The organism is Natrinema sp. LN54, from assembly GCF_052439245.1.
Lineage (GTDB): Archaea > Halobacteriota > Halobacteria > Halobacteriales > Natrialbaceae > Natrinema > Natrinema versiforme_A.
In genome coordinates, this window is record NZ_JBQVRP010000005.1 from 187,350 (window position 1) to 212,852 (window position 25,503).

A 25,503-nucleotide genomic window follows, 5' to 3' on the forward strand; every position below is an offset into this window, starting at 1 on the left:
TCGCCTCGAGTCGGGGGTCCAGTGTGTCCCACCCGGGCGCTCGTTCGTAGGGGGGGCAATACTCGGCGGACGGACCTGTGATTTTTTGGCTCGTTTCGGTCAGTAGGGAAGTATGCGCCCGCTTGCGATGCTGCAGCGCGCTCTCGAATCGCCGGAGCACGCTGCCAGATACCTGAATCGGCTGTATCACTCCCTCGCTCACGGGGACGAACACTATCGGAACGGCGTCGCAGTGTTGGGAGAAGACTGGGACAACCTGATACTCCTCGACGGCTGCCGGTACGATACGTTCGCTCGACACGTCGACTGGAACGGGTCTCTCGACTCTCGGTACTCGCGTGGCTCGAGCACCGTCGAATTTCTCCGGGCGAACGTATCGAACGAGACCCTCGACGATACCGTATACGTCACTGCGAACCCGCAGTTTCACCGCCATCAAGACGAACTGGAAGCGGAGTTCCACGCTCGGATCGATGTCTGGAAGGACGACGGCTGGGACGACGAGTACAAGACCGTCCTTCCGGAGACGGTCGCGGAATACGCCCTCTCCGCCGCCGAGGAGTATCCGCGAAAGCGCCTCCTCGTCCACTTCATTCAGCCCCATTATCCGTTTATCGGCTCGAAGACGTCGTTCGATAAGCGACAGCTTCACAGCGACGACGAACGGCCGGCGTTCTGGAACGAAGTGTTCACCGGTCAACTGGATCTCTCCGCCGAAGAGATCCGGCCGTTGTACGACGAGAACCTCCGCCTGACGCTCCCGTCCGTCGAGGAGTTACTCGCCGAACTGCGAGGAAAGACGGTCGTCACCGCCGACCACGGCAACGCAATCGGCGAGCGATCGTTCCCGATCCCGATTCGGGAGTGGGGCCATCCGCAGGGAGTGTACATGGAAGAGACCGTGAAGGTTCCGTGGTTCGTGTGGGAAAACGGTGACCGAAAGGAGTACTGCGCCGATTCGACGCCCGATTCGCGCGACCGAGGCGATTCCGCAGTCGTCGAACAGCGGTTACAAGAACTCGGCTACCGGACGTGAGTACCCGTGAGACGGTCACACAGTAGGGAACTCCCGTGCGGGACGGACCAAGGCTGCTCAAGTGAAGCCCTGCGTTAGGCGGACGACGACGACGCCTCGTCATCGACATCGATCCACAGGGACGTCGAGTAATCGGCGTTCTCGAGCGACGGATCCGACGGCACGTCACCGTCCAGATACACGAGCCAGACGAACCTGACGGTATCGCCGGTCGCGGCCGGCGTGATGTCATGAGAGTGGCGCCACGTCTGGCCGTGATCGAGCTGGGCATCGAACCGAGTGAGTTCGCGTTGCTCGACGACCGTTTCGTTCCCGTCGCCGTCGAGATTCTGCTGGGCGAGGACGACGGTGTAATCGACGGGTCGTCGTTCGTCGTTGTTGATCTCGAAAACGAGTTCCCGGGACTCGTTGAGACCCATCGTCGAGGGATAGTCGCCGGCGACGAGTTCGCCGTCGTCTTCGGTCAGGACGGCCACTTCGGAGAAGCGCTCGCCGCCCGACGGCGTCGCCAGCGCGTAGCCGACGCCGCCGACGGCGAACAGGACCGTGACGACGAGCAAGACGTTCACCGCCGCATCGGCTCTCGAATCGGGGCCCCGTAGTGCCGTCCGACTCGCGGCGGTCCACCGCCGATACGGGACTCGAAACCGATTTCGCGGCGAGAGGTCCCGTCGACGAGCCGCGGCGATCGCCGTCACACCGAGCGTCGCTGCGCTCACGGCGAGCAGTACCGGGCCGAGACGAACTCCCCACGGCGTGTAATTCAGCGCGAGCCCCGCCAGTGAGACGATCGCGACGCTCGAGCCGAGCGAGAGGACGGCGCGTTCGAGGCCGCCGATCGCAGTCGGCGGCGATGCGGTACGAGACCGCTCGCGGTCCACAGCGGCGTCCGTCGCGCTATCAGGGCCCGCCGAACCGTCGGCTTCGGGAAAGAGCGCCGCAACGAGCGCGTATCCCGGAACGAACAGCACGAACGCGAGCCCGAGCGGGATTCGGAGGGCGGTCTCTCTGACGATCGGCGCGAAGACGGCCACGTTCGTCGCGACGACCGCGCCGACGACGGCGACGAGGTCGGCGGGCGTTTCGCGGACCGGTCGCGGGAGCAACTTCCACAGTGTACCGGACACTGTCATCGATATCGACTAGCGACGGGGGACTTTGAAAGTTAGCCAGTCCGAACCCCGATCGCCCGCGGCGGTAAGGACGGCGATACGCGATGCCGGTATCAATCGGCCGACTCGGTCGGGGCGTCGCGGTCGTCGGTCGCGGTGAGATCGCACAACCGCCGCCCGGTCTCGAGGACGTGTTCGGCCTCCTCGGGCGAGACGTCCGCGACGTCGAACGTCGCTCGCTCGTAGTGTTCGGTCACGCGGCGGAGCAGGGCGCGCTCCGAGTCACCGGATTCACGATCGGCGTCGGACTCGCCGATTCCGCGATCGGCCGAGCGGCGGTAGAACTCCCAGTGGGTCAGCGCGTCGGTGGCGTCGTCGGTATCGACGCGACCGGACAGGGCGTGCCGAACGGCCGCGTATCCCATTTCGACGGCCCGGTCGGGACGACCGCGTGCGAGCGAGTCGTGTCCGCGAGCGAGCAGCGATTCGGCGGTCGCGGTCCGCGATCGCTCGGCGCTCGAGTCCGGATTGCTGGACCTGTCCGCCGTCACGTCGGGATCGCGCCGGTCGCCCGACTGCGAAGAGCGGGCGCGTGATCGCCACGCGAACGCGGCGAGTCCGAGCGCGGCGAGCAGTCCGACTCCCAGTCCGAGCAGCGCCCACGCGGGGAGCCCCATCCACGATCGGTTCGCAGCCGAGAACGTCACGGTCGATGCCGCGGTAACGGACGCGATATTCGACCCGGAGCCGTCGTGGGTCGCAACGATCCGAACGTCACCGACCGCGGCCTCCTCGGGGATCTCCACCGTCGCGGAGACGGAGCCGTCGGCGTCCGACGTCACGGTCTCGAGCGTGGTTCCGTCCGCGCTGAGCGAGACCGGCTGCCCGGCGATCCCCGTCCCGTCGACCGTCTCGAGGGTGCCGTCGACCGCGACCGTTCGCCCCTCGTCGCTCAGGCGATTGGCCGAAACGTCCATGTCGGCCTCAGTTTCGCGGACCGTCACGTCGTTCGTCGCCGCCACCGGGGCGAGCGCGCGGTCGTCGTAGTTCAATCGGACGCCCACCTCCCGCTCACCGGCGGCGACCGAGGCGGGGGCCTGAACGTCCGTCTCGAACGATCCGTTCGTCGTCTCGACGGACCCGAGTCGTTCGTCGCCGAGGGTCACCGCGAGCGAAACGCCGTCGACGGGGATCTCGTCGACGCGGAGGTCACCGCTGACTGTCGCGGTCTCGCCGTAGGCGACCTCGTCCGTCGTCTCGAGGTTCGAGACAGTCGGTTCGACCTGCTCGATCGAGACGTCGACGGTCGTCTCGCTCCCGAGGAAGACCGAGTCGTTGGTCGGAACGTACTCGACGGTGAGTTGCTCCGTCGACAGCCGATCGTCGGTCGGGCGGTACTCGAACGTGAACGACCCGTCAGCGTCCGTCGTCGTCCTGAGCGACTCGTTCCCGACCTCGAGTCGGATCGGTTCGTCACCGATCGGCCGCCCGTCGGCCGTCCGTATCCGCCCGGCACCGGTCAACGGCTCGCGGAACGAGATCTCCTCGCGCTCGGCATCGACCGTGAGCGCTGTCGGTACGAACTCCGTCTCGCGGATCGTCGCCTGTTCGGCCTGAATCTCCTCGTTTACCTCCTCGATCGAGGCGTCGGCCGCCGAGAGGTTCCGGTCGGTCTCCGCCTCGAGTTCGTCGTAGTTCTCGCGCAACTCGCCGCTGGACTCGTTGGCAGTCGCGGCGAGAGTCTCGAGTTCGCGCGCGAGCGATCGGGCCCGTTCTCCGTCGCCGGCGGCCCGCGCCTCCTCGTACGCCGCTTTGACTTCGTGATACTCCCGGACCGTGTCGATCACGGCTCGCTGGTTCTCGCCCGCGAGTTCGAACAGTTCGCTGCGGCTCTCGTTCGGAGTCTCCGCCGCGATCTCGTCGTACTGGTCGAGCAATTCGGAGTATGAACCGTCGAAGGAGCCGGCGGCGCGATCGTACTCTCCCTCTCTGAGCCGGATCGCGCCCTCATCGAGCGCGTCGGTCATGCGGGTCGCCAGTCGATGTTCCAGCGCCGCGAGGTCGCCGGTCTCGTCGTACTCGCTCGGATTCGCGTGTCGAGTGGTCACGTTGCTGTCATCGGTCTCCTCGGCCTGAACGGCCAGCGGCGACTGTGCCATCCGGCCGACCGAATCGGACTCGAACCCGGCGGCGGTCGCGGGTGCCACGCCGCCGACGGGTCCGCTCGCGAGGACGAGTACGGCGACGACGAAGACGGCGCTACTCGCACGCAGGTCGGTCACGGCCGTGCGTTCACCCTACCGGTACATAGCTATGCGTTCTGTTCGGACTCGGCAGCCACCGTTGAGGGACGGTATGGACAGCCTACAACCAGTTACGGACGGACACAACGTTTGACACAAAGCGGGATTCGATAGACGGTCTCGAATTCGTGACTGCGATCGACGTGCGGCGCTACGACCGGCGAAACGGGCTCAGCGGAGCAGCGGTACCGTAAATCGGAGGCTACGGGACAGTGGTGTTCGTCTACCCGTCTCGGTCCTCTATTTCGACAGTGGTCTCGTTTCCGGACCGCGGCGTCTCGGTCGCGAAATCGTCGTCGAGTACCTGCTCCATCTCGCGTTCGAACTCCGCCTCGTCGATTTCGCCCGCCGCGTATCGGTCTTTGATCCGTTGTTCGCGGTCTTCGACCGTCGGCTCGACTTTCTCCGAGACGTCGAACTGCCGCAGGATCGGATACTCCCGCTCGAGTCGTTCAACGAGCGAGACGAGTCGGTCACTGCGGGGGAGTGACGCGCTCCGGAGCACGGAGACGATAGTCGCGCCGAGCAATACCACTGCGACCAGCCCGAGGACGAGCCCAACCATGACCCATTCGGCGGCTTCCCCGAGCATCGCCAGCAGGATGAACTCCTCGCCGTAGTACACGTCACCGGAGAGCACCGACAGTGCATCTACCACTCCCATCAGACCGGCACCGACCAGTAGAACTCCCGTGATCACGAACCCACCGAAGTACAGCCAGTGACGAGAGACCATATATCGATTATCGGGGCCGGGGGAGATTAAACGTACGGAGTGAGCCGAACGATCGAAACGTACGGCGGAGGGGGAATATTCGACGGGTCAAACGCGATCGAAGTCTCGCAACGACTAAATGAACCGCGGGAAAGGGGACGACTATGACTGAAATCGTCGACTACGAACTGTTCGAAGTCCCGCCGCGATGGCTGTTCCTGCGTCTCGAGACGGCCGACGGAACGGTCGGCTGGGGCGAACCGGTCGTGGAGGGGCGTGCAAAGACCGTTCGGACCGCGGTCGAAGAACTCCTCGACAACTACCTGTTGGGGGAGGATCCGGACCGGATCGAGGACCACTGGCAGGCGATGTACCGCGGCGGCTTCTACCGCGGTGGCCCGGTTCTGATGAGCGCCATCGCGGGTGTCGATCAAGCCCTGTGGGACATCAAGGGCAAGCGACTGGGCGTCCCGGTCCACGAACTGCTGGGCGGTGCGACCCGGGATCGGATCCGGGTCTACCAGTGGATCGGCGGCGATCGACCCTCCGACGTGGCCGAGCAGGCTCGAGCGCAGGTCGAGGCGGGCTTTACGGCGCTCAAGATGAACGCGACGGAGGAGATCGAGCGCGTCGACGATCCCGCGACGATCGAGGCCGCCGTCACCCGGCTCCGCGAGGTCCGCGAGGCCGTCGGCGACGAGGTCGACATCGGCGTCGACTTCCACGGTCGCGTGTCGAAGCCGATGGCGAAACGGCTCGTCGAAAAGTTGGAACCCCACGAACCGATGTTCGTCGAGGAGCCGGTCCTGCCGGAACACAACGACGCGCTGCCGGAGATCGCGTCTCACACGACGATCCCGATCGCCACCGGCGAGCGGATGTTCTCCCGGTGGGACTTCAAGCAGGTCTTCGAGAACGGCGCCGTCGACGTGATTCAGCCCGACCTCAGCCACGCCGGCGGGATCACGGAAGTCAAGAAGATCGCGTCGATGGCCGAAGCCTACGATGTGGCGATGGCTCCCCACTGCCCGCTCGGACCGATCGCACTCGCCTCCTGTCTCCAGGTGGACGCCTGCTCGCACAACGCGTTCATTCAGGAACAGAGCCTGAACATCCACTACAACGAGACCAGCGACGTGCTCGAGTACCTGGCGGATCCGTCCGTTTTCGACTACGACGACGGCTACGTTCAGATCCCGGACGAGCCGGGACTCGGCATCGAAATCGACGAAGAACACGTCCGAGCGCAGGCCGAGATCGACCAGGATTGGCACAACCCCGTCTGGCGACACGACGACGGCAGCGTCGCCGAGTGGTAACGGCGACGCCCCGGCGCCGGAGTTTGCGGGGTCGAACGCGGGAAGTTACGTGACGGCGTCCCAAACAGTTGATATGGGACGGCGGAACAGGTCTCGCCATGCAACGGGACGGGATCCAGTTCCACAACGTCGGCGAGGCCCGGCCGGTCGAGAACCGGGACGGCGAGCTACTGCAGCGCGTTCCAGAGGCCGTTCGGACCGAACTCAACGACGGCGCGCAATCGCGAATGCGCCACCCTGCGGGCGTCGAACTCCGGTTCGTCCCCGACGGCTCCGCGACGGTGACGCTCTCGACCGTTCTCGGCGGGAGCGCCGAGGAAGGGACCGTTCGGGTCTTCTGGGGGCCGATCCAGGGTGCGACCGAGGTCGTCGGTAGCGACCCCGTGACGATCGAGGTCTCGCCCCCGAGCGGACTGGCCGACCTCGAGCCGTCGGCACTCGAGGGTCTCGCGTTCGATCCGCGGGTCTGTCGGCTCCGGTTGCCCGGCGAACACCGCGGGCCGATGGTCTACCACGGCCTCGAGGGCGACGTTCGCCCGCCCCGCGAGGACGAACTCCCCGATCAGCGGTACCTCGCCTACGGAACCTCGATTACCGAGGGCGAGGCACCGTCGGGCGAGCACCTGACCTACGTCAGCCAGACGGCCCGGCGACTCGACGCCGACCCGATCAACCTCGGCTCCTGTGGCACCGCCTACTGCGACGCCGCGATGGCCGACCACATCGCCGAGCGCGACGACTGGAATTTCGCGACGCTCTCGATCTCAGTGAACATGGTCGGCACCTTCTCCCCCGAAGAATTCCGCGACCGTGCCACACGGATGATCGACCGCGTGGCGAGTGCCCACCCCGAGAAACCGGTCGTCGCGATCACCATCTTTCGGAACTCCCGGGATGTCTGTCGGAGTTCCGACCCTGATGGGTTGTGCGAGCGGTTCCGTTCGGAACTCCGGGAGATCGTACACGAGACGCCACACGAGAACGTCCACCTCCTCGAGGGACCCGAACTGCTGCCGACCATCGACGGACTCACGACCGATCTGGTCCACCCCGGCGACAACGCCATGATCACGATGGGCGAGAACCTCGCCGCCGAACTCGAGCCGTTGCTCGAGAACTAATGGAGCCGGACCACCAGTTTCGACGGTAACGGCGGTCACTCGAATCGAAGCCGACGGAAGTGCTCCGGGTGGCGATGTCGGGGTCTGGGGGTCGGTTTTCGCGACAGCACGCGGACCGACTGAGTAAGACCTTTGACCGTTCACGGTAGTGGAACCGTGTATGTCGCTGACAGCCGTCGCGGATTATCGTTGTCATACGGGTGAAGGACCCGTGTGGCACCCGGACGAAGAACTGCTCTATTGGGTCGACATTCCCAACGGTCGATTGTTCAGCTACGATCCCGCCACGGACACCCATACTCAGCGGTACGAGACGGACGTTATCGGCGGGTTCACCATCCAGGACGAGGGACTGCTGCTGTTCGAGGACGGCGGCCGAATCGAGCGACTGGTCGACGGTGAGACGACAGTCGTCGCGGAGATCGACGACGAAGGCGATTCCCGGTTCAACGACGTTATCGCCGATCCGCGCGGTCGCGTCTTCTGCGGAACGATGCCGACGGAGGAACGGGCGGGCCGGCTGTACAGACTGGACACCGACGGATCGGTAACTCGCCTCTTCGACGATGTCGCGCTTCCCAACGGTATGGGATTCTCACCCGATCAACGCTACTTCTACTTCACCGACTCGGAGGCGGGCTGCATCTACCAGTTCGACTACGAGCCCGCAACCGGCGCTATTACGAACCGCGACGTAATCGTCGACGTACAGGATGAAGCCGGTGTCCCGGACGGGATGACCGTCGATACCGACGGCTATCTCTGGTCCGCTCGGTGGAACGGCGGCTGTCTCGTCAGATACGATCCGGCCGGCAACGAGGTCGATCGGATCGACATCCCCGCGCGGAAAGCGTCCTCGATCACCTTCGGCGGGCCAGCGTATACGGACGCGTACGTAACTACGGCGTTGACGGACGGGAAGCGCGAGGACGAGGGAGAACACGCCGGTGCACTATTGCGCTTCGAACCGACAGTCGAGGTCGAGGGGAGGCCTGAATTCCGATCAGACGTGTAACCTGGACCGACAACTCGAGGCGATTCGCTCTAAGCGATGCTGGTCGGACTCGAGTCTCGATCGAACCCTCGACGTCATCCGTCCACCCCGAAGACGTCGCGCTTCACCCGCCGGAACGTCTCGCTCTCGGTGAGGGGAATTCCCTCCTGTAGGATGGGGCGCAAATCCTCGCCACGCTTACGGGCGCTCTCGGGCGATTCGACGAAGACTTCGAACTCGTACCGATCGCCGTCGATCGGTTCTTCCTCGAGATCGCGAACGATGTCCGAAACGGTTCGTCGCACCGAAACCGGATCCTCGTCCTCGTCGACGAGGACGAAGAGGTCGACATCGCTCGCGCGGTCCGCCTCGCCGCGTGCCACGCTGCCGAAGCAGAGGATTCCAGCGATCGAGGACACTTCGTCGTCCACTCGTTCGACGAATCGTCCGAGCGGTTCGCGAAACTCCGCCTGCGGGATCTCGAGAAGCGGGTCGTCGGCATCGCGAAGCCGGCGTTCGTCGATCCGATAGAGGGTTCGATTCCCGGCGTCGCGCCTGACGACGAGTCCCATCGTCTCGAGGAGAGAGAGCGCCTTCGAAACGCTGGGACCGCCGTAACCGGTCAGTCGCTGGAGATCTCGGTTCGAGAATTCCGCGGTCGGGTTGCGGGCGAGTATCTCGAGAGCCTCGTCCATCGCCCCGTACCGAAAGACTTGCTCGTCAGGGAGTGGGAGTCGGACTTCGACGGCCATTCGTTACATCTCTTGTAACGCGTTACACCACATATACCCATCGATCGACAGAAGGGGACTCAACGCACGAATGACGCACTCGCGAGGAACGCGCTCGGTCCAAGATCGTCGAGCGTTTTCTCCACCGACCCGGCAGACTGCCGAGTTCGCGAGGGGAGGCACATGAGACTGTTTCGGCGAAAAACCGAGGCGTCGTCGGCAAAGGACTCTCGTCCAGGTTTATCACATCGCGCCCGGGATCGCCGAGGTCGACGTGTTCCTCGGGCCCGCAGAGGACGAACGGAACCTCCGGCGCGAGCGAGTGGAAGAAGCACATCCCGAGGTGTGCTTCGTCGCGTTCGACGGTGGAGAGTTCGAGTACCCAAAACGAGCGCCGTCGGATTCGGAGAGCGGCTTTCCGCCCTCGAAAACGTGATGGACGAACCGGGCGAGACGTTCCGGCAGGTCAGTCACGAACCCGCGGAGCATGAAGGCGAGGCAGATGTCGCGGACGTCGAGGCGGACGACGTACTCGACGCGATGGCGCTGGCGATCACAGCCTGCGCTTGACTCCGAATTTCTCTAATTCTCGAACGGTATTCGAAAGCGATAGTATCCTTCCTTTCTCTTCATCTAACGGATACAGCGCGAGTTCCACGGATCCGGCGATCCGTCTTGTTTACAAGCGGTATAAGAGAATTCCTCAGGGCTTGATCCCGAGACGATTGTAACGCTGGGCCGGCAACGAGAGGCGATAGCTGGCGGACTCGAGTCCCGATCGAACGTCGAAACGGGTATCACAGACGGGTCGCCCAATCGAAACTGATCTACCACTCGGCGATCCCGCCGTCTTCGTGACGCCAGACGGGATTGTACCACTTCACGTCGGCGCGCGACTGTTCACGGACGTACGACTCGTCCACGTCGATTCCCAGCCCCGGTTCGGTCGGTCGACTGACGTAGCCGTCGCCGAACTCGAACGTCTCCGGGTCTTCTAAATACTGCAGTCCGACGCTTTCCGCTGGGTCGTGAAGCGACAGATCCTGTTCCTGCATGACGGCGTTGTGCGAGGAAAAGACCACTTGCAGGTTCGTTGCGAAGGCGATCGGACTCAACGGACAGTGCGGAACGACGGCCACGTCGAACGCCTCGGCCATCGTCGTGATCTTCCGTAGTTCCGTGATGCCGCCGACGTGTGTCACGTCGGGTTGGATGACCGTGACCGCGCCCTCGGTGAGAAGGGGTTTGAAATCGTACCGCGAGTAGAACCGCTCGCCGGTCGCGATGGGAACGCTCGTCCGCTCGGTGAGCGTCGAGAGATACTCCGAGTGTTCCGGCAACACCGGTTGATCGACGAACATCAGCCCGTACGGTTCCAGCGCCTCGACGAGGCGGCGAGCCATTTGCTTCGAGACGCGCCCGTGAAAGTCGACGCCGAGATAGAGATCGTCGCCGACGGCGTCTCTGACGGTGGCGACGCGCCGTCGCGCCCGTTCGACCGCGTTTGGGGGCTCGAGCGAACGGAACTCGGCGGTCGCGTTCATCTTGAGCGCTTTGTACCCCTGATTGCGACGGGCGATCGCCGCTTTCGCGATCTCTTCTTCGTCCTCGCCGCCGATCCACTGGTGGACCAGCACCCGGTTCCGGACCTGTCCGCCGAGCAGTTCGTGGACCGGTGCCCCGTAGTGTTTCCCCTTGATGTCCCACAGGGCGTGGTCGATCCCGGACAGGGCCTCATCAAGATCGGCCCGCCGCGGTAGTACCCGCCCTGATACATCGTCCGCCAGTGGCGTTCGATCTCTAACGGGTCTTTTCCGAGGAGATACCCCTGACGAACTCGTCGACGGCGGCCCTGACCGTCTCGAGTCGTCCCTGGACGATCGGCTCGCCCCAGCCGACGAGGCCGGTGCCCGTCTCGAGTTTGAGAAAGAGCCACCGGGGCGAGACAGCGAAGAGTTCGTAGTCGGTAACGCGCATGCCCTATTTCGCGACGGCGACTACTTCAAGACACCGAGTAGCCGAGGATTTTCAGACGAGATCGTTCTCAGGGCTGTCGCCGTCGAACAGACCCGGACCTGCGGCAACTACGCCGACAGGTCGCGCCAGCTGTGTTCGGGCTGCCAGTCGAGGAGTTCTCGCCCCTTCGAGAGGTCGACGATCGTGTCGCGGCCCTCGGGCGTCTCGTGTCGCTCCGCGTCGGGATAGAACTCCGCGACGAGGTCGGCTGTCGGCGCGTCGGCGGTTGTATCGCCGGCGACCGCCCAGAACGACTCGTGATCGTCGAAGTCGGCTTCGACGGCTTTTCGGGCGATAGACGCCGCGTCGTCGATGGCGAGATACGTGAACAGAACGTCGCGGCCGGTCGCGGGGTGGACATCGTGGAGCGCCGTCAGCGAGCGGTCCCGCTCGATGAAGTGCTCGCGCATCTCCTCGTCGGTCATCACCCACGGGTACCGCAGTGACACGACGGAGAGGTCGGTCGACGGACGCCGGGCGACGCCGTCGGCGGTCACCTCCATCGCGTGCTTGGCGATGCCGTAGGGATCGTCGGGCGTCCGCGGGTGCTCCTCGTCGACCGGAACGTACCGCACGTCAGCCGGCCGCTCCTGGTGTTCGCTCCCCATCACGTTGATGCTCGAGGGGAGGACGACCGACTCGAGGCCGAGCCCGTCGGCCGCCTCTAAGACGTGCGTCGCGGACATCACGTTGCTCTCGTACACCCGAAAATCGGGGTTGCTGTACGGGTTCGGGATCGTTCCCATGTGGACGACGGCGTCCGCGTCCGTCTTCGCGAGCGCGCCATACGTCTCGCCCGCGTCCAAGAGATCCGTCGTGACGTACTTGTCCGACTCTTCCTCGCGCTGTCTGCCGCGGGAGACGTTGACCGTCTCGTAGCCGTGCTCGTTCAGATGGGCGAGGATCTCCTCGCCGATCTTCCCGTTGCCTCCCGTGACTGCGATGGTCTCGAGTGTCATGTCTGATGGCTCGCTGAATCCGCAGTAGCTATTCGAGCAGTCCCTTGATGTAGCCGATGGCGAACAGCCGACCCATGTCGGTGTAGCCGGCCATCGCGTACCTCGAGGACAGACTCGGCTTCTTCACGGAGGTTCCGACGGCGTCTGCCGCCAAAGGAACCTCGATACCGGTGAATATCTCGGCGGGCCGATGTCTATGGCGTACGCCCCGTAATAAAACTCGTCTGCGGGAATCGTGCGCTCGCTGTCGGGGCCTGCAAGACTAGCGTCGCATCGGAGGCCAACGCGGCGTCAAGAAGATCCGAGATCCACTACTGAAATATTTGTACACGGGCCACGTATGGGTCATGTGAACGGCCGACCGTTGGTCCGACTCCCCGTCGCGATCTCGGTCGGCGAGACGATACAACACGTGAATGAAACCCGATGATTTCCCCTGTTACGGCCCCGACAGGGTCGCTGACGCGCTCGATAGAATCGATCCCCTCAAGCCGACGATCGTCGGCGTCGTCCTCGCCGGTGGGACGAGTTCCCGGTTCGGGTCGGCAAACAAGCTACTCACCGAGTTCGACGGCGAACCGCTGATCCGACACGCGACGCGAACACTCGTAGACGCGGCCCTCTCGGAGGTCGTCGTCGTCCTCGGATATGAAGCGGAGGCAGTACATACCGCCCTCTCCGGCGTCGACGTGCGAACCGTCCGCAATCCCGACTACGAGAGGGGGCTGTCGACGTCCGTCGAGACGGCGATCCGCGTCGTCGGAACGCCGGAAACGGATGCAGTGGTGTTCCTTCCCGGAGACATGCCGGCCGTCGATTCAGCCACTGTCGAACTCCTTAGCGACGCGTATCGAGCAGAGTTGGGGACAGCGCTAGCGGCTGCCTTCGACGGCCACCGTGGAAATCCGGTGCTGTTCGATCGCAGCCACTTCGATGCCCTTCTCGAGGTCACGGGTGATGTCGGGGGCCTCCCTGTACTGGCAGAGAGCGACGAGAGCGCTCTTATCGAGACCGACGATCTCGGCGTCCTCAGAGACATCGACACGACTACCGATCTACGACACCAGAGGTGAGTTGGCCCTCCTTGTTTCACCGCTCCCGACTAACGGTGTTGGAGGAATCGACGCCTCGGACTGCTGAATCGATACGAGAGCGAACACGGTCCACGTCTCAACGTCACAACGACCTGAAAAGCCGATATGGCGCTGTGCTGTCTGCTGGTGTTCTGGACCGGCGGTGACCACACTCGAATGGACCGACGCTTTCGCCAATCAGGGCTTCTTCGAGACGAACTGACGAGGGCGCTTCGAAGCTGACGGCTTCCGACTCGAGGCCGAACAGCGAGCCGTCCTCGGAACCGTCATCCACCACCGAGCCCGCTTCTGAGAGCGTTACGGACACGGCCGACGAACCGGAGTCTCCACGGAAACGGGATCTGCGTTCGAATACAGCGAGGTAAAACAGAAGCCGTTCTCTGTCAAGTGACGCGATTCACGTCCGCCGTAAACGGTGGGGTCTCTCGCTGATTAAAGATCGACGACATAGAGCTCATGACCCGACGACTCAAACGCCGTTTCGAAGACGTCGAGTTCGCCCTTCTCAACGGGCGCTGTTTGGTTAAGCGTGAAAAGTGAGGCGGCACGATTTTGTGGTGCTCTATGCCAAAAATCGACCGCCTCAGTGGGCGTAGCGACTGGATCGATTTGAGTTTTGTGGAGCGAGAACGGACACCGCGTCAGCTAATGGAGCTCGGTATTCGACTCTATCTTGCTGATCTCTCGCTTTCGAATACCGTTCGAGAATTATAGAAGTTCGGTGTCGAACGTAGTCGCAAGGCAGTCCACGATTGGGTTCACAAGTGCGATCTACAGCCGGCGGATAACGAGAACCCGAATCACGTCGCGCTCGACGAGACAGTGATTCAACTCGACGAACATCGGTATTGGCTGTACACTGCTGTTGATCCGGAAACGAACAAAATTCTCTATATACGGCTGTATTCGACGACTACGACCGCGTTGACAGAACGGTTTCTGCAGGAACTCACTGAGAAACATGCCCTCGACGATACCGTGTTTCTCGTCGATGGAGCAAAACATCTTCAGACTGCACTCCGTCGATCTGGGCTCCGATTTCGATACGAGAAACATGGAAATCGGAACGCTGCTGAACATGTCTTTCGTGAGATAAAATGACGTACTTCTTCGTTCTCAAACTGCTTCAGTCACACAAACCCATCAACAGCAGAGTCGTGGCTCCAAGCCTTCGCCGTCTGGCAGAATGCTACAAACTAAACACGACCACGAGCGGACGGCGACGCCTGTTAGGGCGTTCGCCGTCCACCTCCACCAAACCGGTTTTTGCTTCAGGAGACAACAATGATTCTTGCTGAATTAGGTGTTGAACGCTCTCACGGAGCGGTCTGGAACTAGGTTCATCGGCTGGCTGACAGCGGACGCGACCCGCCGACGGCATCGCCGTCGCGGGTCGCTGTCGACGAAACCGCTGTCAAGATCAATGGTGAGTGGTCTTGGTTGCATACTGCAATAGACATCGAGTCAAAGTTGAGTCTTGACGTTGCATTGTTTAGTCGTCATGGCACTGATCCGGTGGCTGCGTTTCTGCAGAAACTCCGCGAGAAACACGGTCTCTCCGATGCTGAGTTTCTCGTCGATCCATTCGGCTATCGGACTGCCCTCTCTCGAGTCGGACTAAGCGGTCGGGACAACTATACCGACCGATACCTCATCGAAAAGTGGTCTCACACCCTCAAAACGCGTATCGACCGCTTCCATAATTCGTGGGTGGGCAGTCGGCCGAGCGTCCGCGAGTGACTTGAACAGTTCGTGCACTACTACCATCAAAGACCGCATCAAGCTCTCGACGGAAACGTGCCAATCGAGGTGGTTCAGAACTATACAGTGCCCTCTCCGAAATGGTCTCATAATTCTAGTTCCAAATCCAATTAAATAATATTTTTAATAAAATGGGATTGTTCCGCACGGACACGACACAGAATGATGACGGACCCGTAATGAACCGCCTGCTAGAGAGCACAGAGACAGTTCATGTGCTGGACCTATGGACCATCAGTCATCTAAGAATAGATCGAAACGATGGTCAAACGACTCTGAGCAGTACATGAGGATCACTTTGAGACCAATCCGAGATCAGTTGAGTTCGATAATCGGCAGGAGAAACTCTCTGAAATCAAAGAGAGCAGCACTGGGTACCGGAAGACTTAGCGGTGTTTCGAGACAACTAGCGACGACGTGCGTCGGAGCGATCTAATCGGATAATTGATATATGGGAAGAAAACTCTCACCGACGAAATCGACGATTTGAAACCGAAGAATACAGTGATATTCTCGAACGGCACAAGGAGATCAATGAACTCGATCACCAGGTGTACAAACGTGACGAAATCGAGGCGGAAATTGTGACTATTGAGAACGACTCAGCGACCGCGACGATTTCGAAAACCGTCATGAGGACGTTACCAACGAACTGATCGAGTTCCGAACGTGGACGATCAGAGCCAAGCAAATGTAGTTGAAGCATTTAATGAATATCTAGAAAATCTCTGTGAGGCGCCCGGTTACGGCAACTTCGATCGGATTTAGATAGAACGGTCCACCCGCGAGGTCCGCGAGGGGCACTGAACGGTCTCGCAGTCATCATTCGCAGCACTGGCGATGGCGCGGCCTATGAGGACACAATCGAGCACCTGAGCAAAGGTAATGAAGTGATTAGCCTCGTATTCGCGTTAGTGAGATATATCGTTCACGATGTCTACAAGATGGTTCCGTTCCTACTCCCCGACTCTCTCGAGGCGATCAACTCGGAACGGATCACAGCGCTCATCGTGTACTTCGGATCATACGTTTCCTATTTCGTCGTCGCGTTGCTGAATGAAGACGTGCAGGTGATCGACGAAGACCACAGCCTCGTCACAAACATCTGATCGGCAGAGCCGCGACTGATGCTGTTTCTGCCAACGCGCTATTCTGACCACGAGACATAGATATATGATAAACTTACTTCCAACTCGTGTAATCACTCTGGTTTCGATATCCAGTGAAATAAGGACTTTACAACGCTATGGACGTAAATAGGGTCCTACTGTAGTTGAGAGGGTTCAAGCAGAGAATTGATTCTGATACCTCGTAAAAGAGGCAAGTGAATTCCCGAGGAGGGAACGACTCTTTTGATTTCCCTATCACAGTCGAACCCCGATTTCTGATTCCGTATTCAGTATGTTACCATCCCCACTGCTTCATCCATGGGTTAATCATGATTCCACCAATACTTTATCTATTTTTATATGAAAACGAACCTGTTCTCGTAACCTGTCTTACCCACTGGGAGAGTTACCCGTTCCCCTATCGGGAACTCTGCCAGCCGTTCGCCTCGGAGCGTTTCGTTTTACCGTATTTGCTCCTAAATCTTCCTCAATCGAAATTCATAGGGTAGTCAAGCCGAAGATGGGACATGTGAACTCGCGTCATGCACACCGATCGCTGGTTCTCTGTACGTTAGCCTTCATGGTAACGATGGTCGCGCGACTGGCGATCAGTCCTCTGGTTCCAGCGATCACTGACGAATTTTCCGTCTCGAACGGTGCTGTCGGCTTAGCATTGTCACTTATGTGGGCGATGTACGCGCTCATGCAGTTTCCAAGCGGCGTCCTCGGCGAGCGGCTCGGAGAGCGGAAAGTGATTCTGTCCGCGATCGGGCTTACCGGCGTATCGAGTCTCTGTATCGCGATCGCACCGGCATACGGTTTCTTCGTGCTCTTCGTCAGTGTTCTCGGCGTCGGCGCCGGCCTCCACTACACGGCCGCGACAACTTTTCTAGCGAAACAGTATGACGACATCGGCAGTGTAATCGGGATCCACGTCGCTGGAAGTCCAGCTGCGGGGCTTATCGCACCCGCTGCAGCAACGGGAATTGCCGTTCGGTATGGATGGCGGGCCGGAATTTTACTCGGAACCGTAATGGCTGTGCCAGTTTTTTTCCTCTTTGCGAGCCGAATTCGGCCGACCAGCCCGGAACGACCCGACGAGCCACTGTGGAACCGGTTTACGTTCTCGACCGTCAGCAACCTTCTTGCGAAACCGTCTGTCGCTTTCACAACGAGTCTCGCGTTCCTCTGCGCGTTCACATGGCAGGCCACCGCGTCTTTCTTACCCACTTTCTTTACCGAGGGACAGGAACTCTCACCGGAAATCGCGAGCGGATTGTTTTCTCTGTACTTCCTCGTCCACGGGATAACACAGCCGGTGCTAGGATCTCTTTCGGATTATGCAGGGAGGAAACCGACTACTGCACTCTCAATGGCTGCGGGGGTAATCGGTTACGGCAGTATACTCGTCGGAGATGGCCTCCCCGTCTACGCCATCGGTGTCTCCTCCATTGGTCTCGCTATGAGTTGGGGTGCGCCACTCCAGTCACGGCTCATAGACCTCTTCACAGAAGCCGATCGCGGCGCAGGATTCGGTCTCGTCCGAACGGTGTACATGGTAACGGGAGCATCTGGTAGCCTGGTCATCGGCCTGCTCGCCGACCTCTACGGCTGGACCGTCTCATTCGCACTTCTCGCTGCAATCATGGGAGTGGTCCTCATCGCGCTCGGCAGTAATCGTCTGTTCAAACTCGGTCTCTAACAGCTCTTGAGGTCTTCTTCCTCGAAGCACCGTCGACGATGTGAGTGATTTGATTCCCCACTCGGGAACGGCACTTCATTGGTAGTGAAGAGGACCTCACACGATTCGATTACGCATCTCCTCCCATTTATCAGCGTTGAACCGGTCGTAATTCTCTGCGAAGATCTCCGCACATCGATCCCAGTAGTGAGGCGTCGCACCGGCCATGTGAGGTGTGATGATTACATTCGAAAGGTTCCAGAGCGGAGAATCGGTGGGGAGGGGCTCCTCGGCCTGTACATCGAGTGCGGCACCGCCGATCTGTCCTTTTCGGAGGGCGTAGAGAAGTGCGTCTTCGTCGACGACCTTTCCCCGTCCGACGTTGACGAGCACGGCGTCGGGTTTCATCGAATCCAGCGCTCGCCCGTCGATAAGTCCTTCTGTTTCCGCCGTGAGCGGGCAGGCGATAACGACGTAGTCGGCCTTTCCGACAACCGTTAGCGTCTCGTCGGGACCGTAAACCTCCCGAACGTGCGATAGCTCCTCTGGGGTTCGTTTCGTTCCGATAGCGGTCATTCCGAGCGCGTCAGTAACCCTCGCAATCTCCTGTCCGATTTCACCGAGCCCGATGATTCCCACCGTTTTGCCCCGTAGCTCCCCTGCCCGATAGTGGCGCCATTCCCGTGCGTTCTGTCGTCGGATTCCTTCGTGGAGGTTCCGTTCAAATGTGAGCATGTATCCGAGCACCTGTTCGGCTATCGGCACCGAATGGACACCGGATGCATTCGTGAGCACGATATCTTCCCGCTGGAGCTGATCGAGATCGTAGCTCCCGACGCCAGCACTCAGCGCCTGGACCCAACGGAGTTTCTCCGCCGACTCTAGCAACGTCGAATCGAGTCGACGAGACACGACAATATCTGCCCTCGATATTCGGTCGAGAGCGTCGTTATAGTCGCTCGCTGTCTCGATTTCGATTGATTCGATGCGATCGCTGATCGCCGACGCGACATCGGACGGCGACCCCTGATGCGGAACCTGGTGGAGAACTAATACGTTGTGTTCGTTCGTCATAGGTTATATTGAAGTGCCGCGTCTGTCTCGCTCGCATGCGATACCGTCTCGAGCACTCCAGGTAGCCTTTTCTGAGTACGACGACAAAATATTTTGGTTCGGTAGGGCTCCCGACAACCCTTCTGTGCGGTTCGTTCAACGCTCCGGTTCGGGCGACCCGCGTCGACTATCCGCCGGTCAGCCGATCAACGACGTCACCGGGCCGTCGAAGTTCAAAAGAACCGACTGAGTGGTGTCCCCGAACAGTACCTTGCCGGTCGGCGATCGCTTTTCGCCCGCGATAAAGACGTGATCACAGCCCAGTTCGTCGGCCTTCGCTAACACGTCGTCTGGGAGATCTCCGAACAGAACCTCGACCGTGTACGAGACGTCTTCGCCGAGGACCTCGTCTCCCAGTTCGGCCGTCGCCTCTCTCGCCCGCTTCGTCAGTTCGTCCACACTGTCGACGTCTCCCATGGAAGTCTGTGCTTTCCGCTGGAGGTCGCGTCCGTACTCCGACTCGTCGATCACGCGAAGGAGCACGAGTTCCGCACCGGAACCGGCAGCCACCTCCCCGGCAATTTCAACCAATTCACGCCCTCTATCGGTCGGTTCAGCGATTATCAGCGCTCGGTCCATATCAACTCCTTGTTCGTAATCCCATAAACAATTTGTGTCCCGTGGGACCTATTCGGTATCGGCAACGCGGAACTCGCGCTCAATCGGGTCCGCAGGTAGCATTCGAACTAGCCAGTTTCTCCCGAAACCGGATATTCGTCTGCATAGTTCGCCTTCACACCTGCATTTCTATAAAAATAATATTGCATAAAGATCGTAATATTCTCTGCTATCCAAAAACTATAAGTGATACCACCAATACCGTCGATCTGTATGAGTTTAGATAACATCCAGCGCAGGACAGTGCTCAAGAGGTCGGTGCTCGGTGCGGGGGTAGTCGGACTCAGCTCGCTTGCGGGTTGCATCGGTGGCGGCAACGGCGGTGGTGGTGGAAACACGATCACAATCGCGAGTTCGTACGAGTCGGACCACGTGACGGTACAGGCCGCCGATCGGTTCAAGGAGATTGTCGAAGATGAGGCCGATGAGCTCACAGTCGAAGTCGTTCCCGGGGGGTCCTACGGTGGAGAGGGTGAAATCGCCGAACAGGTCAGGGAAGGAGCGATCCAGGCGCACGCAGACTCACGGTGGCCGTTCACACAGTACGCTCCCGAATACGAGTTCGTCAACATCCCGATCGTCTTCGACGACTTCGAACACCTGACCCGCGTTACCGAGAGCGAGGAGTTCCAGCCTGGTCTGGAACAGATCATCTCTGAGGGCAACCAACGAATGATCGGACAGTGGATCGACCGTGGGCTTCGACACTTTACCTCTAATGAACCGGTCCGGGAACCGGCGGACGTTGAGGGAGTCGACCTCCGGCTGCCACCGTTAGACAACTGGGTCGCGATCTGGGAAGAGATCGGTGCCAATCCCACTACGGTCGCCCTCGACGAACTGTACAGCGCACTCCAGACTGGAACGGTCGGCGCTTCGGAGGGGGACATCCCACAGATCCACTCGTTCAACCTGAACGAAGTCCAGGATTACCTGAGCTACACTGGCCACCACGTTCAGGTCGGCGCGCTGTACATGAACGAGGACTTCTATCAGGGTCTCGATGAATCCCATCAGGATCTCGTCGACGAAGCATCGAATCAAGCGACCCAAGAAATCTCTGAGAGCGTTCGGGATCAGATCAGTGAGATGGAGTCCGAACTCCAAGAGGGCGGAATGGAACTCATCGAAGACGTCAATCGAGAAGCGTTCAAGGACGCTGCCAGGCCAGTCGTCGAAAGTATGTTCGATGATTTCGCCGGTTCGTTAGATCAATGGCAAAGTATATAAGAAAAATTCAATAAGATAGAATACGAACGAACCCAACCAGTTTATTATGGAAATTGACCAATCATTAGGGCTACGTCGAGAGTCACTGGTAGATCGTCTCGCCCTGGCGATAGCCGTCACTTTCTTTTTGGTGACTGTGGTGCTAGTAACGGTACAGGTAGTCCTTCGTCTGATAGATCTATCAGTGACACTGGCGTGGACGGAACCGGCGGCCAGACTGGCCCTCGTGATCGGGACCTACTTCGGTGCGGCCGTCGCATCCCGGAATAACGAACATATAAGCATGGATATCGTGCTTCGGAAACTCGAGGAGAAGTATCCGAGAGTGAAAGCCGTCTTCGATCTCCTCGTTCGATTCATCGTCATTATCACGCTTTCCATCGTCGTGTTCGGACTGCTCCAGGGCGCACAGAGCTCGTGGAACAGTAACTGGGCGGACATCGATGCTGTGAACATCGGAATGGTGTATCTCGCGATCGGTCTCGGGCTCACGTGGATGTTAGGATACGAGCTATTCAAACTCAAAGAGTTGCTCTCCACGGTCTCGTTCGACCGAAAGACTCCACTCGAGGTGATTCAGAATGATAAGTAGAAGTTCGACGCAGAGAGCGATATCGACCGTCGGAGTCTCACCCGTGAGAAGACGCGAAACGCTGACGGGTACCGCTGAGGAGGAAAGAGCGAAATGATTACGATTCCGCTCCTCGACCCGGTGGTACTCGCAGTGTTGTTCCTCGGCATTCTGTTAGTACTGTACGGGATTGGGACGCCGATCGCAATTGCGATGCTCGCGACCAGTATCATTATGATGGCGCTCCCAACGGGGATCAATTTCAACTCGGTCATCATCAATAGCCGGCTGTTTAACGGGATCAACAGCTTCGGTATGCTCGCGTTCCCATTCTACGTGTTACTTGGTCGGTTGATGAACACGAGCGGAATGACTGAGCGGTTGTTCGACTTCGCGTCCGCACTTGTCAGTCAGTTCCGAGGCGGGATCGTCTACGTTAACATCCTGGCCAGTATCATCTTCGCGGGAATGTCCGGCCTAGCTCTCGCCGACGCGGCAGGTCTCGGTCGCATTGAGTACGCGGTGATGCGCGATCACGGGTACGACAAAGATATCGCGATCGGGGTCACGGGATCCTCGTCGATGATTGGACCGATTATCCCACCCAGCGTTCCGATCATCCTCTATGCGATTCTGGCGGAACAATCGATTGGACAGTTGTTCCTCGGCGGAATCTTACCCGGACTCCTTCTGGGACTGCTGTTGATGGTATTCGTGACCGTCATCATCTTCAAGCGGGGATACGAACGCGGCGATCCGTTCTCGCTGACACAAGTGATGTCGACGTTTAAAGAGGCGATACTGGCGATTTTCATTCCGGTACTCATAATCGGTGGTATCCTCGGCGGCTACTTCACGGCGACAGAGGCCGGTGCGATAGCGGTGGTATACGTCACGGTTCTGGCCGGCGTATTCGGCGAACTGAACCTGGGTGACTTTCTGGACGAGGCCCGAGACAGCATGGTCGAGACGTTCTCGCTCACCTTCATTATCGCATCGGCAACGGTCTACGGGTTGGTCGCCCTGCAACTTCGATTGCCGATGCTGCTCACGGACTGGGTGACATCCGTTTCGACCGACCCGACGATGGTCCTGTTTCTCATCTGCGCCCTGCTCCTCGTGATCGGGACCTTCATGAGCGTCACCGCTTCGATCACGATTCTCACGCCGTTGTTGATCCCAGTGATCGAGACCGTCGGAATCGATCCGATTCACTTCGGGATCGTGATGGTGTTCACGCTGATGATCGGCGTCGTCACCCCGCCGTTCGGAGCGATCCTCTTCGTCCTCGAGAAAGTGACTGACGCGTCCCTTGAAGAGGTCATCCGCTCGATCATCCCCTACTACATTCCAATGGTCCTCGCAGTAATCATTCTCATCCTATTCCCTGAACTGGTCACGTATATCCCGAACAACATCATGGGATAGGGAGCCATACCCTTCTCTCCGGAGACGCTGAGCGATTGACCCGGCCAGCCGCGGATATCCGTCACCGAGATGGTGGCCGCGAGTGAGCCGAGAGAACCAGCGATGGCGGGACCGTCCTCAGACTTCACTGACGCTCCGACGGAGAAAAATTCATTTCCCGTTCTCGATTACGAGCGGAGTTAAACGACGGGTATAGTCGGACTAAGCCGTTAGCGAAACGCCGGTGGAAGCGCGTCCTCGACGTCACGGTTGGTCGCGACCGTTTCCAAGTTGTCCGCCACTGCGTCTTCTATCGGAATCCCCTGATCACGGCGCTCTCGAGCGGTTCGGTGCTCCGGTTCTCCGGGGAGAATCACCTCACCGTCGTCGGCGATCGGTTCCGCCGACCGAAGGTACTCGATCAGCGCTTCGACCCGAATACTGATCGCTTCCCGGGTAGTAAACACCGATGGGTCGATCGCGAGGAACGCCGCTCCGTTACCAGCCCAGTCCTGTGATTCTTTGGTGGAAACGGGACCGTCGCCGACGAGCGATGCGAACAACTCAGCCATGATGGCGAGCCCGAATCCCTTGTGTCCGGATTCCGTCCCGCCAAGCGGCAGGAGAGCTCCTACTTGGTCTTCGAAATCAGCGGCGTATTCGACCGGTTCGCCCGACTCTGTGATCGTCCACGCCGGCGGGAGCGTCTCCCCCGATCCGTCCCGTTCTATGATCTTTCCGTGGGCGACCTGGCTAGTCGCCCCGTCGTAGAGCAGATTGAAATCGAGAGCGTCGAACGTCGGCACGGCGAAGGTAATCGGATTCGTGCCTAAGCGTCTGTCCGCGGTCCCAGGCGGTGCTATCCGCTGGGCCCCGCCCTGAAGGTTGACCCACGAGGAGAAGAGCAATCCCTCGTCAGCGATCCGATCCGCCCACTCACCGATGCGACCGAGGTGGCCCGAGTTACGGATACCGACGACGCCGACGCCATGCTCGTTCGTAGTCTCGAGTAGCAGTTCGACGGCTCGGCGACCGGTCACTTGCCCGAACGCGCCGCTTCCGTCGATCTGGTGAAACAGTCCCGTCTGTTCAATGCTCGGCATCGCCGTCGGGTCGACCGTACCGGCGGCGATCTGATCAGCGTAGTATGGAAGCCGCACCACACCATGCGAGGAGTGACCGACTAAGTCCGACGACACGAGCGAACGAGCGACGGTTTCCGCGATTTCAGGGGTCGCACCGGACGCCTCAATCGTGGCTCGAGCGAACGATTCGAGTGAATCTGGTTCAACAGTGAGCATCCGTCTTGTCCAATCAATCGGAGAGTATTAATTATACCGCCGCGCTCCGATAGCGTCCACAAATATAGAGATTAAAATAGCGTTTTAGTATGTTGATCTATAGTAAGGGGTCCAGAGAAGAGGACTCAACACGCGTGCTAGCCCCTTTTCACGGCTATCGATCGGACGATCCTACCAAATATTTATAATCCGGCCTTCCGAACTACTGTCCGTGCCGTATCAACAGCTTAAGTCCGACCTCCGAGGTGTCGCCTTTACAAATCCGACACCGTTCGACGAGGATGGAGACGAAATTCGACACGACGAACTGGCCGAAAACATTGATCACATCGTAGACGCCGGCGGATCGCTGGTGATTCCGTGTGGCAATACGGGCGAGTACTACTCGTTGACGAACGACGAACGAGTGGCAGTCGTCGAGACCACAGTCGATGCAGTCGGTGATCAGGGGTCCGTCGTCGGTGGCGTCGGCGGCAGTACGAAAACGGCGATCGAACTGACGAACGCCTACGAAGCCGTCGGCGCCGATGCGGTGATGATCATGCATCCGGTACATACGTATCAGCACCAGCGCGGGCTCATCGACTACTATCGCGAGATCATCGAATCGACCGACCTCGGCGTGGTGATCTACAAGCGAGGGCCGGAGGTCACGCTCGATCTGATTCGGGAACTCGCGACCTACGAGAACGTAGTCGGTGTTAAATACGCCGTCAACGACATCAACGGGTTCTCGAAGGCCGTCTCGACAACGGACGCAGACATCGTCTGGTCAAACGGGATCGCGGAACGGTTCGCGCCGTCGTTTGCGATCGAAGGGGCGGAAGGGCTCACGACCGGGATCGGGAACTTCCTCCCCGAGGAAGTACTCGCGGTGATGGACGCGATCAGGGACGAAGACTGGGAGCGAGTTCGTTCGCTGCGAGACTGTTTGCGCCCGTACGAGGACCTGCGAGAAGAGACCGGGAAGGACAACGACCTCGATGCGGCCAATAACGTGCCCGTCGTCAAATACGGAATGGAACTGGCCGGTCTCTACGGCGGCCCGGTCCGCGAACCGATCGTGGAGCTAACCGAAGACGACAAACAGCGTGCCGAGCGCTACTACAGGAGCGTAAAAGACGAAATCGACGGCGGAATTGTCGCCCGCTGATACTCCGATCGGACGGGTCCAAGCGAGCGCGGAAGTCGTGGCGAGCGGACGATCGTGTGCCTGAAAGACTGCTACCGCCGCATGCCATCCGTGTGAGTTACCGCGACCCGTTAGCACGCAGTCTGCGGACTTCGGCCGAAGACCGGCCTCAAGAATCAT

At 60.0% G+C, this 25,503-nt stretch carries 21 protein-coding genes and 5 pseudogenes; 16 read left to right on the top strand and 10 right to left on the bottom strand.

The window, feature by feature from the left end; translation table 11 throughout:
- Positions 1 to 112 precede the first annotated feature (112 nt).
- Positions 113 to 1,036 (top strand): hypothetical protein, encoded by a 924-nt coding sequence (locus tag ACT4ML_RS16175; RefSeq protein ID WP_444721791.1) that lies wholly within the window; start codon positions 113 to 115, stop codon positions 1,034 to 1,036.
- Positions 1,037 to 1,110: 74 nt separating this feature from the next.
- Here the strand turns inward: ACT4ML_RS16175 and ACT4ML_RS16180 are convergent, their stop codons facing one another.
- The 3 genes from ACT4ML_RS16180 to ACT4ML_RS16190 form a co-directional block, all read right to left on the bottom strand.
- A complete protein-coding gene (locus ACT4ML_RS16180; RefSeq protein WP_444721792.1) occupies positions 1,111 to 2,169 on the bottom strand; it encodes a DUF1616 domain-containing protein in 1,059 nt (352 codons plus the stop codon).
- Between the two features lie 92 nt (positions 2,170 to 2,261).
- Positions 2,262 to 4,430, bottom strand: a complete 2,169-nt coding sequence (locus ACT4ML_RS16185; protein ID WP_444721793.1) for an Ig-like domain-containing protein — start codon at positions 4,428 to 4,430, stop codon at positions 2,262 to 2,264.
- Positions 4,431 to 4,674: 244 nt separating this feature from the next.
- Positions 4,675 to 5,187: an SHOCT domain-containing protein gene (locus ACT4ML_RS16190; RefSeq protein WP_444721794.1), complete on the bottom strand. Its 513-nt coding sequence runs from the start codon at positions 5,185 to 5,187 to the stop codon at positions 4,675 to 4,677.
- Between the two features lie 143 nt (positions 5,188 to 5,330).
- Between ACT4ML_RS16190 and dgoD (ACT4ML_RS16195) the strand changes: the two genes are divergently transcribed.
- From dgoD (ACT4ML_RS16195) to ACT4ML_RS16205, 3 genes are all read left to right on the top strand, one after another.
- Entirely contained in the window at positions 5,331 to 6,485 is a 1,155-nt protein-coding gene (dgoD, locus tag ACT4ML_RS16195; RefSeq protein WP_444721795.1) for a galactonate dehydratase, read from the top strand.
- 98 nt (positions 6,486 to 6,583) lie between these two features.
- Complete coding sequence (locus tag ACT4ML_RS16200; RefSeq protein WP_444721796.1) at positions 6,584 to 7,606, top strand: SGNH/GDSL hydrolase family protein; 1,023 nt, start codon at positions 6,584 to 6,586, stop codon at positions 7,604 to 7,606.
- 160 nt (positions 7,607 to 7,766) lie between these two features.
- Complete coding sequence (locus ACT4ML_RS16205) at positions 7,767 to 8,621, top strand: SMP-30/gluconolactonase/LRE family protein (RefSeq protein ID WP_444721797.1); 855 nt, start codon at positions 7,767 to 7,769, stop codon at positions 8,619 to 8,621.
- 74 nt (positions 8,622 to 8,695) lie between these two features.
- On the opposite strand, the gene ACT4ML_RS16210 is transcribed toward ACT4ML_RS16205, so the two are convergent.
- Positions 8,696 to 9,352: a nucleotidyltransferase domain-containing protein gene (locus tag ACT4ML_RS16210; RefSeq protein WP_444721798.1), complete on the bottom strand. Its 657-nt coding sequence runs from the start codon at positions 9,350 to 9,352 to the stop codon at positions 8,696 to 8,698.
- Positions 9,353 to 9,569: 217 nt separating this feature from the next.
- Here ACT4ML_RS16210 and ACT4ML_RS16215 point away from each other — a divergent pair.
- Positions 9,570 to 9,767 (top strand): annotated as a pseudogene (locus tag ACT4ML_RS16215) (DUF429 domain-containing protein); the annotation flags it as partial.
- Positions 9,767 to 9,901, top strand: a complete 135-nt coding sequence (locus ACT4ML_RS16220; protein ID WP_444721799.1) for a hypothetical protein — start codon at positions 9,767 to 9,769, stop codon at positions 9,899 to 9,901. The pseudogene ACT4ML_RS16215 and the gene ACT4ML_RS16220, both read left to right, overlap by 1 nt.
- Before the next feature lie 257 nt (positions 9,902 to 10,158).
- Here the strand turns inward: ACT4ML_RS16220 and dgoD (ACT4ML_RS16225) are convergent.
- The 3 genes and pseudogenes from dgoD (ACT4ML_RS16225) to ACT4ML_RS16235 form a co-directional block, all read right to left on the bottom strand.
- Positions 10,159 to 11,308 (bottom strand): annotated as a pseudogene (gene dgoD / locus ACT4ML_RS16225) (galactonate dehydratase).
- A 107-nt stretch (positions 11,309 to 11,415) separates the two neighbouring features.
- Entirely contained in the window at positions 11,416 to 12,306 is an 891-nt protein-coding gene (locus ACT4ML_RS16230; protein ID WP_444721800.1) for an NAD-dependent epimerase/dehydratase family protein, read from the bottom strand.
- Between the two features lie 28 nt (positions 12,307 to 12,334).
- The gene (locus tag ACT4ML_RS16235; RefSeq protein ID WP_444721801.1) at positions 12,335 to 12,460 is read right to left on the bottom strand and encodes a hypothetical protein; all 126 of its coding nucleotides are present in this window, start codon (positions 12,458 to 12,460) and stop codon (positions 12,335 to 12,337) included.
- 262 nt (positions 12,461 to 12,722) lie between these two features.
- Here ACT4ML_RS16235 and ACT4ML_RS16240 point away from each other — a divergent pair, with 262 nt between their 5' ends.
- The 6 genes and pseudogenes from ACT4ML_RS16240 (at position 12,723) to ACT4ML_RS16265 (ending at position 17,972) form a co-directional block, all read left to right on the top strand.
- Positions 12,723 to 13,379, top strand: a complete 657-nt coding sequence (locus ACT4ML_RS16240; protein WP_444721802.1) for a nucleotidyltransferase family protein — start codon at positions 12,723 to 12,725, stop codon at positions 13,377 to 13,379.
- A 117-nt stretch (positions 13,380 to 13,496) separates the two neighbouring features.
- A pseudogene (locus ACT4ML_RS16245) lies at positions 13,497 to 13,598 on the top strand (phage NrS-1 polymerase family protein); the annotation flags it as partial.
- A gap of 366 nt (positions 13,599 to 13,964) precedes the next feature.
- Positions 13,965 to 14,600 (top strand): annotated as a pseudogene (locus ACT4ML_RS16250) (IS6 family transposase).
- A pseudogene (locus tag ACT4ML_RS16255) lies at positions 14,587 to 15,275 on the top strand (IS6 family transposase). The pseudogenes ACT4ML_RS16250 and ACT4ML_RS16255 overlap by 14 nt, the downstream one beginning before the upstream one ends.
- 830 nt (positions 15,276 to 16,105) lie before the next feature.
- The gene (locus ACT4ML_RS16260) at positions 16,106 to 16,270 is read left to right on the top strand and encodes a hypothetical protein (RefSeq protein WP_444721803.1); all 165 of its coding nucleotides are present in this window, start codon (positions 16,106 to 16,108) and stop codon (positions 16,268 to 16,270) included.
- Between the two features lie 529 nt (positions 16,271 to 16,799).
- Positions 16,800 to 17,972 (top strand): MFS transporter, encoded by a 1,173-nt coding sequence (locus ACT4ML_RS16265; protein ID WP_444721944.1) that lies wholly within the window; start codon positions 16,800 to 16,802, stop codon positions 17,970 to 17,972.
- A gap of 96 nt (positions 17,973 to 18,068) precedes the next feature.
- Here ACT4ML_RS16265 and ACT4ML_RS16270 read toward each other — a convergent pair whose 3' ends face one another.
- Positions 18,069 to 19,025, bottom strand: a complete 957-nt coding sequence (locus ACT4ML_RS16270) for a D-2-hydroxyacid dehydrogenase (RefSeq protein WP_444721804.1) — start codon at positions 19,023 to 19,025, stop codon at positions 18,069 to 18,071.
- A gap of 177 nt (positions 19,026 to 19,202) precedes the next feature.
- The gene (locus ACT4ML_RS16275) at positions 19,203 to 19,643 is read right to left on the bottom strand and encodes a universal stress protein (protein ID WP_444721805.1); all 441 of its coding nucleotides are present in this window, start codon (positions 19,641 to 19,643) and stop codon (positions 19,203 to 19,205) included.
- 252 nt (positions 19,644 to 19,895) lie between these two features.
- Between ACT4ML_RS16275 and ACT4ML_RS16280 the strand changes: the two genes are divergently transcribed.
- The 3 genes from ACT4ML_RS16280 (at position 19,896) to ACT4ML_RS16290 (ending at position 22,911) form a co-directional block, all read left to right on the top strand.
- Complete coding sequence (locus ACT4ML_RS16280) at positions 19,896 to 20,912, top strand: TRAP transporter substrate-binding protein (RefSeq protein WP_444721806.1); 1,017 nt, start codon at positions 19,896 to 19,898, stop codon at positions 20,910 to 20,912.
- A 46-nt stretch (positions 20,913 to 20,958) separates the two neighbouring features.
- Positions 20,959 to 21,504: a TRAP transporter small permease gene (locus ACT4ML_RS16285; RefSeq protein ID WP_138247336.1), complete on the top strand. Its 546-nt coding sequence runs from the start codon at positions 20,959 to 20,961 to the stop codon at positions 21,502 to 21,504.
- Positions 21,505 to 21,597: 93 nt separating this feature from the next.
- The gene (locus tag ACT4ML_RS16290; protein WP_444721807.1) at positions 21,598 to 22,911 is read left to right on the top strand and encodes a TRAP transporter large permease; all 1,314 of its coding nucleotides are present in this window, start codon (positions 21,598 to 21,600) and stop codon (positions 22,909 to 22,911) included.
- Positions 22,912 to 23,120: 209 nt separating this feature from the next.
- Here the strand turns inward: ACT4ML_RS16290 and ACT4ML_RS16295 are convergent, their stop codons facing one another.
- On the bottom strand, positions 23,121 to 24,191 hold the full coding sequence (locus tag ACT4ML_RS16295) for an Ldh family oxidoreductase (RefSeq protein ID WP_444721808.1): 1,071 nt from the start codon (positions 24,189 to 24,191) through the stop codon (positions 23,121 to 23,123).
- A gap of 211 nt (positions 24,192 to 24,402) precedes the next feature.
- Between ACT4ML_RS16295 and ACT4ML_RS16300 the strand changes: the two genes are divergently transcribed.
- Positions 24,403 to 25,344 carry a dihydrodipicolinate synthase family protein gene (locus ACT4ML_RS16300; RefSeq protein WP_444721809.1) on the top strand — a complete coding sequence of 314 codons (942 nt, stop codon included), beginning with the start codon at positions 24,403 to 24,405 and terminating at the stop codon, positions 25,342 to 25,344.
- The last annotated feature ends 159 nt before the right edge of the window (positions 25,345 to 25,503 follow it).

Bases quoted from the DNA above. Each gene is read 5' to 3' on its own strand.
- ACT4ML_RS16175 (WP_444721791.1), top strand. From the start codon at position 113: ATGCGCCCGCTTGCGATGCTGCAGCGCGCTCTCGAATCGCCGGAGCAC.
- ACT4ML_RS16180 (WP_444721792.1), bottom strand. From the start codon at position 2,169: ATGACAGTGTCCGGTACACTGTGGAAGTTGCTCCCGCGACCGGTCCGC.
- ACT4ML_RS16190 (WP_444721794.1), bottom strand. From the start codon at position 5,187: ATGGTCTCTCGTCACTGGCTGTACTTCGGTGGGTTCGTGATCACGGGA.
- dgoD (WP_444721795.1), top strand. From the start codon at position 5,331: ATGACTGAAATCGTCGACTACGAACTGTTCGAAGTCCCGCCGCGATGG.
- ACT4ML_RS16200 (WP_444721796.1), top strand. From the start codon at position 6,584: ATGCAACGGGACGGGATCCAGTTCCACAACGTCGGCGAGGCCCGGCCG.
- ACT4ML_RS16205 (WP_444721797.1), top strand. From the start codon at position 7,767: ATGTCGCTGACAGCCGTCGCGGATTATCGTTGTCATACGGGTGAAGGA.
- ACT4ML_RS16210 (WP_444721798.1), bottom strand. From the start codon at position 9,352: ATGGCCGTCGAAGTCCGACTCCCACTCCCTGACGAGCAAGTCTTTCGG.
- ACT4ML_RS16220 (WP_444721799.1), top strand. From the start codon at position 9,767: ATGGACGAACCGGGCGAGACGTTCCGGCAGGTCAGTCACGAACCCGCG.
- ACT4ML_RS16230 (WP_444721800.1), bottom strand. From the start codon at position 12,306: ATGACACTCGAGACCATCGCAGTCACGGGAGGCAACGGGAAGATCGGC.
- ACT4ML_RS16240 (WP_444721802.1), top strand. From the start codon at position 12,723: ATGAAACCCGATGATTTCCCCTGTTACGGCCCCGACAGGGTCGCTGAC.
- ACT4ML_RS16260 (WP_444721803.1), top strand. From the start codon at position 16,106: ATGGTTCCGTTCCTACTCCCCGACTCTCTCGAGGCGATCAACTCGGAA.
- ACT4ML_RS16270 (WP_444721804.1), bottom strand. From the start codon at position 19,025: ATGACGAACGAACACAACGTATTAGTTCTCCACCAGGTTCCGCATCAG.
- ACT4ML_RS16275 (WP_444721805.1), bottom strand. From the start codon at position 19,643: ATGGACCGAGCGCTGATAATCGCTGAACCGACCGATAGAGGGCGTGAA.
- ACT4ML_RS16280 (WP_444721806.1), top strand. From the start codon at position 19,896: ATGAGTTTAGATAACATCCAGCGCAGGACAGTGCTCAAGAGGTCGGTG.
- ACT4ML_RS16285 (WP_138247336.1), top strand. From the start codon at position 20,959: ATGGAAATTGACCAATCATTAGGGCTACGTCGAGAGTCACTGGTAGAT.
- ACT4ML_RS16290 (WP_444721807.1), top strand. From the start codon at position 21,598: ATGATTACGATTCCGCTCCTCGACCCGGTGGTACTCGCAGTGTTGTTC.
- ACT4ML_RS16295 (WP_444721808.1), bottom strand. From the start codon at position 24,191: ATGCTCACTGTTGAACCAGATTCACTCGAATCGTTCGCTCGAGCCACG.